Genomic DNA, 5007 nt, shown 5'->3' with positions numbered 1-5007 from the left:
ACGTCACGGACGAGGCCGCGGATCCGCTCCGGCCGGCCGTCGTCGCCGAAGATGACCCGTCCCACGGAGTGCACCCATCGGACACCGTCCTGCGGATGCAGGATCCGGTGATCCACGACAAGAGGTTCGGCAACCCCGTCGGTCGCGTACTCCACGACGGCGCTTTCCAGAAAGCGCCGGACGAGACGAGTGACCCTGCCCCGGTCCTCCGGATGGATGCGGGCCAGAGCGAGCTCCATGTTCTGCCCTGACCTCACCGGGACGCCGTAGACCTCGCACAGGCCGTCCGACCCGGTCAGCGTGTTCGTCGGAACATGCCAGTCCCACGCTCCGACCCGCACCCGCTTCCCGTCCTCGACCGCGACAAGACCGCTGATGTCGACGCCACGCGCGCACCAGCGCTGCGTCTTCTGATCGGCATCGGCGTTCCAGCGGGTCCATCGGTAGGACCCGTCACGACACAGCATCCGGGCCCGAACGTCCGTCAGCCTGCCTGGGCCGCTGAGCAAGCTCCGCTCGACCAGCTCGACCGCGGGGTGCTGGTCGTCGTGGTGCAGCAGCTCCCAGAACGGAACCGAGGTCAGCTCGTCTGCCGACCACCCGAGCACGTCCTGGAAGGTGGGATTGACCGATACCAGGTATCCCTCGAACTCACCGCTCCCCTCCATGACCTCGTGGCCAGGGTGGTCTGCCGAGCGCAGCGCGGAACCGTGCTGCCGGACCGGCGCGGCCCCGCTGTCGAGTAGATCGTCATCGTTCACCATCACGAGCCTCCTCTGGCAACAGGCCTGGTACGCCGGGCCCATGCAGGAAATTGCGCTGTCCCCCTTCTTGCCGTCCCCCATAGTTCTTGCTACCCACAGGTCTCGGAATTGCGCCCGGTTCGTTACCTGCCGTCCGCCAGTTCGACGGGACCTACAATGCGAGGACGTTCGATACGCTCAGCGAGCACACTACGGGAGCGTCCCGTGCAACCGCTCGGCGCGATATACCCGGCAGTGCCGATGGGGTCGTCACCGCGGACCGTGAGGGAGGCTCGAGCGCCTCTTCGATTCCGGTGAGCTGACGAACCCCGACAATACGTACGACCGCGCCGAGACGGCGGCCTCAGATCGGCTGGTAGTCGATCCGGAGGCGGCGGCCCTCCGCGACGGCTTCCGCGTACCGGGAGAGTTGCGGATCGGCGAGCGGGTTCGTGCCCTCGATCTGGGCGAACCGCAGCTGCAGCGCGCTCTTGATCTCTTCGATGGGCTTGCCCCGGTACTGCGCGTGCACGTCGTCGACCGCCCACGGAAGCTCTCCAGCGAGGCGGGAGACACCGTTGTTGACCGCATTATTCATCGCGGACTTGAAGGCACGTTCGTCGAGCTCGAAGCCCATGGGGCCACTTCCTCTCGCCGGGGAGCGCGTCCAGGGAGCGTAGCGGCCGCGGATGACATCAATGCAATTCGCCCGAACGGCCTAAGCGGTGTACGGATCAGATCCGCACGGGGAGCGCACCGCGTAAACGCTCGCCGTGGTCGTGCACGCCGCGGTCGTCGAGCTCGTCGGCCACTTCCACGACGATGCTCTGCAGCGCGTCGAGGCGGGCTGCACCACGAACGGCAACAGACGCGGCCCATCCCGGTGGGCGCACCACATCCTCGCTCGGCAGCGCCGGCAGGGTGGACGGGTCGGTCCCGCTCGGCCCGCCGGCGCGCGAGCTCGTCCTCGGCGGTCACCGGTACAGCACGACCCGGGCGGGCAGCACGGCCGGCGCCTGCATCCGAGCCGATCGTCAGCCACGGGGAGCGGGTCGACTGCGGGGCAACACCATGCAGCCCGGAGGCCGACGGAAGTACCCGGCCCCGGTCAGCGGTTCTGCTACGGCTGCGCGGGCGTCCGGCACAGCCCGCGCCCAGCCGGTCCACTGCCCGTAGCTGTAGCTCCTCGGGAAACGCCCGCCGGAACCGCTGCTATGGCGGTGCCCGCGTCTTCCCCGCCCCCCGGCCGCCGTCATGCCGCTCGGCATGACGGCGAGATCTCGATCGGGCACCTTGGGTATCGCGGTGTGGATCAGCCGTCCTTGCGCGCCGCGGCGTCGGCGCGGTCGGCGGGCCGCTCGGCCCGCTGCCGGCGAGCCGTGCTCACCGCGCGGTCGGCCTCCTCCGAGGCGGCGTGGGTGGACTGCTCGATCGCCTCGGCGGTCTGTTGTGCCGCGCGGGACATGACTTCTATGGCGGGATTGCCGAGGCCCAGGACGCCCTCGGCGAACTCGCGCTGCGCTTCCAGCATCTCTGAGGCGATGTCGAACCACCCGTCGACCAGGTGCGCGGGTGTGGGCAGCTCACCGCGACCGGTGCCGATCCCCATCGCGGTTTGTACGGCTTCGCCCCAGGTCCGAACAGCTGTGGAGATCGCCTCCTGCCCGGTGCGCAGGGCCCTGTTGAAATGCTCCTGGGTCATGGTCTGGTCGTGGGTCATGGTCTGGCTCATTGAGTTCCCCACCTCTACGCGCGTCGGGAGTGTCACGGAACGGAAGGCGCTGGCCGGGGGCAAGAAGGTGCAAGCCAACGGTCAGGCCGCTCGCGCGCTCCCATGTGAGAGACCGCACGAGCCCGTGGAGGCTTCCAGAAGAGCCCGTGGGTGCTTGCGGCGATTCGCCAGCGCCCCGTCTCGACGGTACGGACGGCCTTGCCGATCGCAAGGCCTTCGGGTGTCGGACCACGCGAACGCGCCACGCTGGTCGCCCGTCCGCAACACACCTCGCCCGTCACTTGCCTCGTCCGGCGCAATCGGCGAGCACCAGAGAGCAGCAATCCGTGTAGCCGGCAGCCACCCGCTGTCGGGGCAGTGCGGCATTGCCTGATGGGACCTGCCGGGTCCGGGTAGGGAGGCTCGGCGTCGGTAGCCGCCGGTGGGTGAGCACTCGCATCGCCAGGACGCAGTTGAGTCCTGCGGCCAGACAGGGCCCCCGCCGGTGGTCGGCAGGTCGTGGACCGCTGATGGATGACGTGCCCGCTCCGCGCGTTGGGCGAGCACTGGCCCGTTAGGCGCGGTGATCTCCCGCGCGCTGCCGGCCCGGGGACACCACCAATCGCACGATCAACAAGCTGCGGCTCGACGCCCGAGGTCATGGGATGTCCGGCTACTGGCGGTTCGGGACGTGTCGTCGTGGTGGCTCACGCGGACGGTCCTCAGTCCTCCGATCGAGGATCGGCGATCCGTCAGTGGAACGGGCTTGCTCCGGTGGTCCAGCCGAACACCGGACCGCCGACGACTCGAGAGAGTGGCCCGTCGCGGCTCTGACGTGGGTCGAGTGCGTCGAGGGTTGCGTCAGCCCCCTCGGGACAGGCGGCGGCGGTTGCTTACCACCCGGCGGTGAACCGGGGCAACGCTTCCACCGTTGACCGCCTGCACCTACCGGCGACGGAGACGACGTGGTTAGTTGGTCGAGCGTTGAGCCGCGGTGGCGGAGTGGATCAGCGGAAGCGCATCGGTCGCACGTGGGGTATAGATGAAGATTCACCGTGCCAGCAGTCGAATTGACCGAATCGGCGGTTTTACCGCCGCACTGGTCAGCGCTGCCGTCCTACTGATCGGAACACCAGGAACCTCATACTCTCCGGCCCGAACTCACCCGCCCGCCGGCTTTGCAGTCCTCCAAAGCCAGGCGGACAGCGCGAAGCATGCACACAATCGATTCAACATTAATGGCCGCGCCTGGTCAGGTTACGCGGCGCTAGGATCTGGATTCACCTCAGTCTCCGCAAACTGGACGGCCCCGACCGTGAAGTGCAACTCTACGATCGACGTGACTGGACCGTGGGTCGGCCTCGGCGGCGTCGTCGGCAACTCGGTCGAGCAGACCGGGATGGAAATCAGCTGCTTGTCCGGGAAGCCGGAGTATCGGCTCTGGTTCGAGATGTACCCGGCGCCGCCGGCCTACTACGGAAACGCGATTCGCCAGGGCGACTCGATCAGCGCCGAGGTAGTACGCACAAATACCCACTACACGCTAACCATCACCAACAACACCCGACACTGGACGAAAACTGTCAATGAAACCGCCAACGGCGATAATGCCTCCGCCGAAGCCATCCTCGAGTCCCCGACAGGAGCGTTTCCCAACTTCGGCAAGTTCTCTTTCACAGAGACGACCATCGACGGCAAGAATCTGAGCGCCTATCACCTGACTGCGTTCGACGCCAGCAGCAACAACGGCTACCAGGACCATACCGGACCACTCTCCGGCAACACGTTCACCATCAGCTACCGGCATGAATGAGAAACCAGCATCCACAGCCCAGTCGTCACCCACGTGGCGGGGAGCAGCTCGCCGAGCCGCCAGTGTCATGCGCCGGATCGACACCCCCCGGCGTTGGACAGGCCGTCCGCGCAGCCCAGCACGATCTTGCACCGCTGTGCCAGGGCTTGTGACGACTTCGCCCGGCGCGACCATCGCTCCCGCTGCTCCCGCTCGACCTCGGCCAGAATCACCTCGCCCGGTCGCCGTCCTGTCCGTGCCATATCCACAGACTGGACTTCGTTGCCGAACATCCGGGGCAGGACCCTTGCTAGCACCGGGTGGGTTGTTCACCGCCGGTCAAGGGACGCCGCACAACCTTCGGCAACACCGATCCTGACGAGCCTGCGTCCCTGCTGCTGACTTTCACGCCGCCGCGCTACATCGGCTACTCCGCGACCCGCAGCAGCTGGATCCGCGCGCGGACGGCATGCTCGACCTCCCGAGGTCCGCGCACTCATGTCCCGCTAGCCACGGCCACATTCCCGGAACATCCCTCGCGAGCCGGAAGGCCGCAGCCGGGTAACGCCGGCCCCGCTCGTCCCGACTGCACCGTCACGCAGTCCAGGGAACCCGCGGCACGCCGCCTCGAAATCCGTGCACACGGCCTGGGGCCGCAAGCCCGAGTAGAGAAGGAGAGTTGTCATGCCGTACTACCTCAGCCAGGTCGGCTACACCCCCGAGAGCTGGGCCGCGCAGATCCGCGACCCGCAGGACGTCCG

General features: G+C 67.6%; 5 protein-coding genes. 1 reads left to right on the top strand and 4 read right to left on the bottom strand.

Translation table 11 applies throughout. The features are described from left to right. The 4 genes from JWR81_RS16625 to JWR81_RS16610 form a co-directional block, all read right to left on the bottom strand. The coding region (locus JWR81_RS16625; protein WP_297652896.1) for a PAS domain-containing protein at positions 1 to 845 on the bottom strand (845 nt) is incomplete at its 3' end. Between the two features lie 262 nt (positions 846 to 1107). After that, positions 1108 to 1380 (bottom strand): hypothetical protein, encoded by a 273-nt coding sequence (locus JWR81_RS16620; RefSeq protein ID WP_297652893.1) that lies wholly within the window; start codon positions 1378 to 1380, stop codon positions 1108 to 1110. Between the two features lie 97 nt (positions 1381 to 1477). Then, a complete protein-coding gene (locus tag JWR81_RS16615) occupies positions 1478 to 1636 on the bottom strand; it encodes a hypothetical protein (protein ID WP_297652891.1) in 159 nt (52 codons plus the stop codon). A 419-nt stretch (positions 1637 to 2055) separates the two neighbouring features. Further along, the gene (locus JWR81_RS16610) at positions 2056 to 2475 is read right to left on the bottom strand and encodes a hypothetical protein (protein WP_297652889.1); all 420 of its coding nucleotides are present in this window, start codon (positions 2473 to 2475) and stop codon (positions 2056 to 2058) included. A 1021-nt stretch (positions 2476 to 3496) separates the two neighbouring features. Here JWR81_RS16610 and JWR81_RS16605 point away from each other — a divergent pair. Beyond that, positions 3497 to 4267 (top strand): G1 family glutamic endopeptidase, encoded by a 771-nt coding sequence (locus JWR81_RS16605; protein ID WP_297652886.1) that lies wholly within the window; start codon positions 3497 to 3499, stop codon positions 4265 to 4267. The last annotated feature ends 740 nt before the right edge of the window (positions 4268 to 5007 follow it).

The organism is Pseudonocardia sp., from assembly GCF_025965585.1.
GTDB lineage: Bacteria > Actinomycetota > Actinomycetes > Mycobacteriales > Pseudonocardiaceae > Pseudonocardia.
Note: the sequence above shows the minus strand (reverse complement) of the source record. Positions and strands in the feature narration are given on the sequence as shown.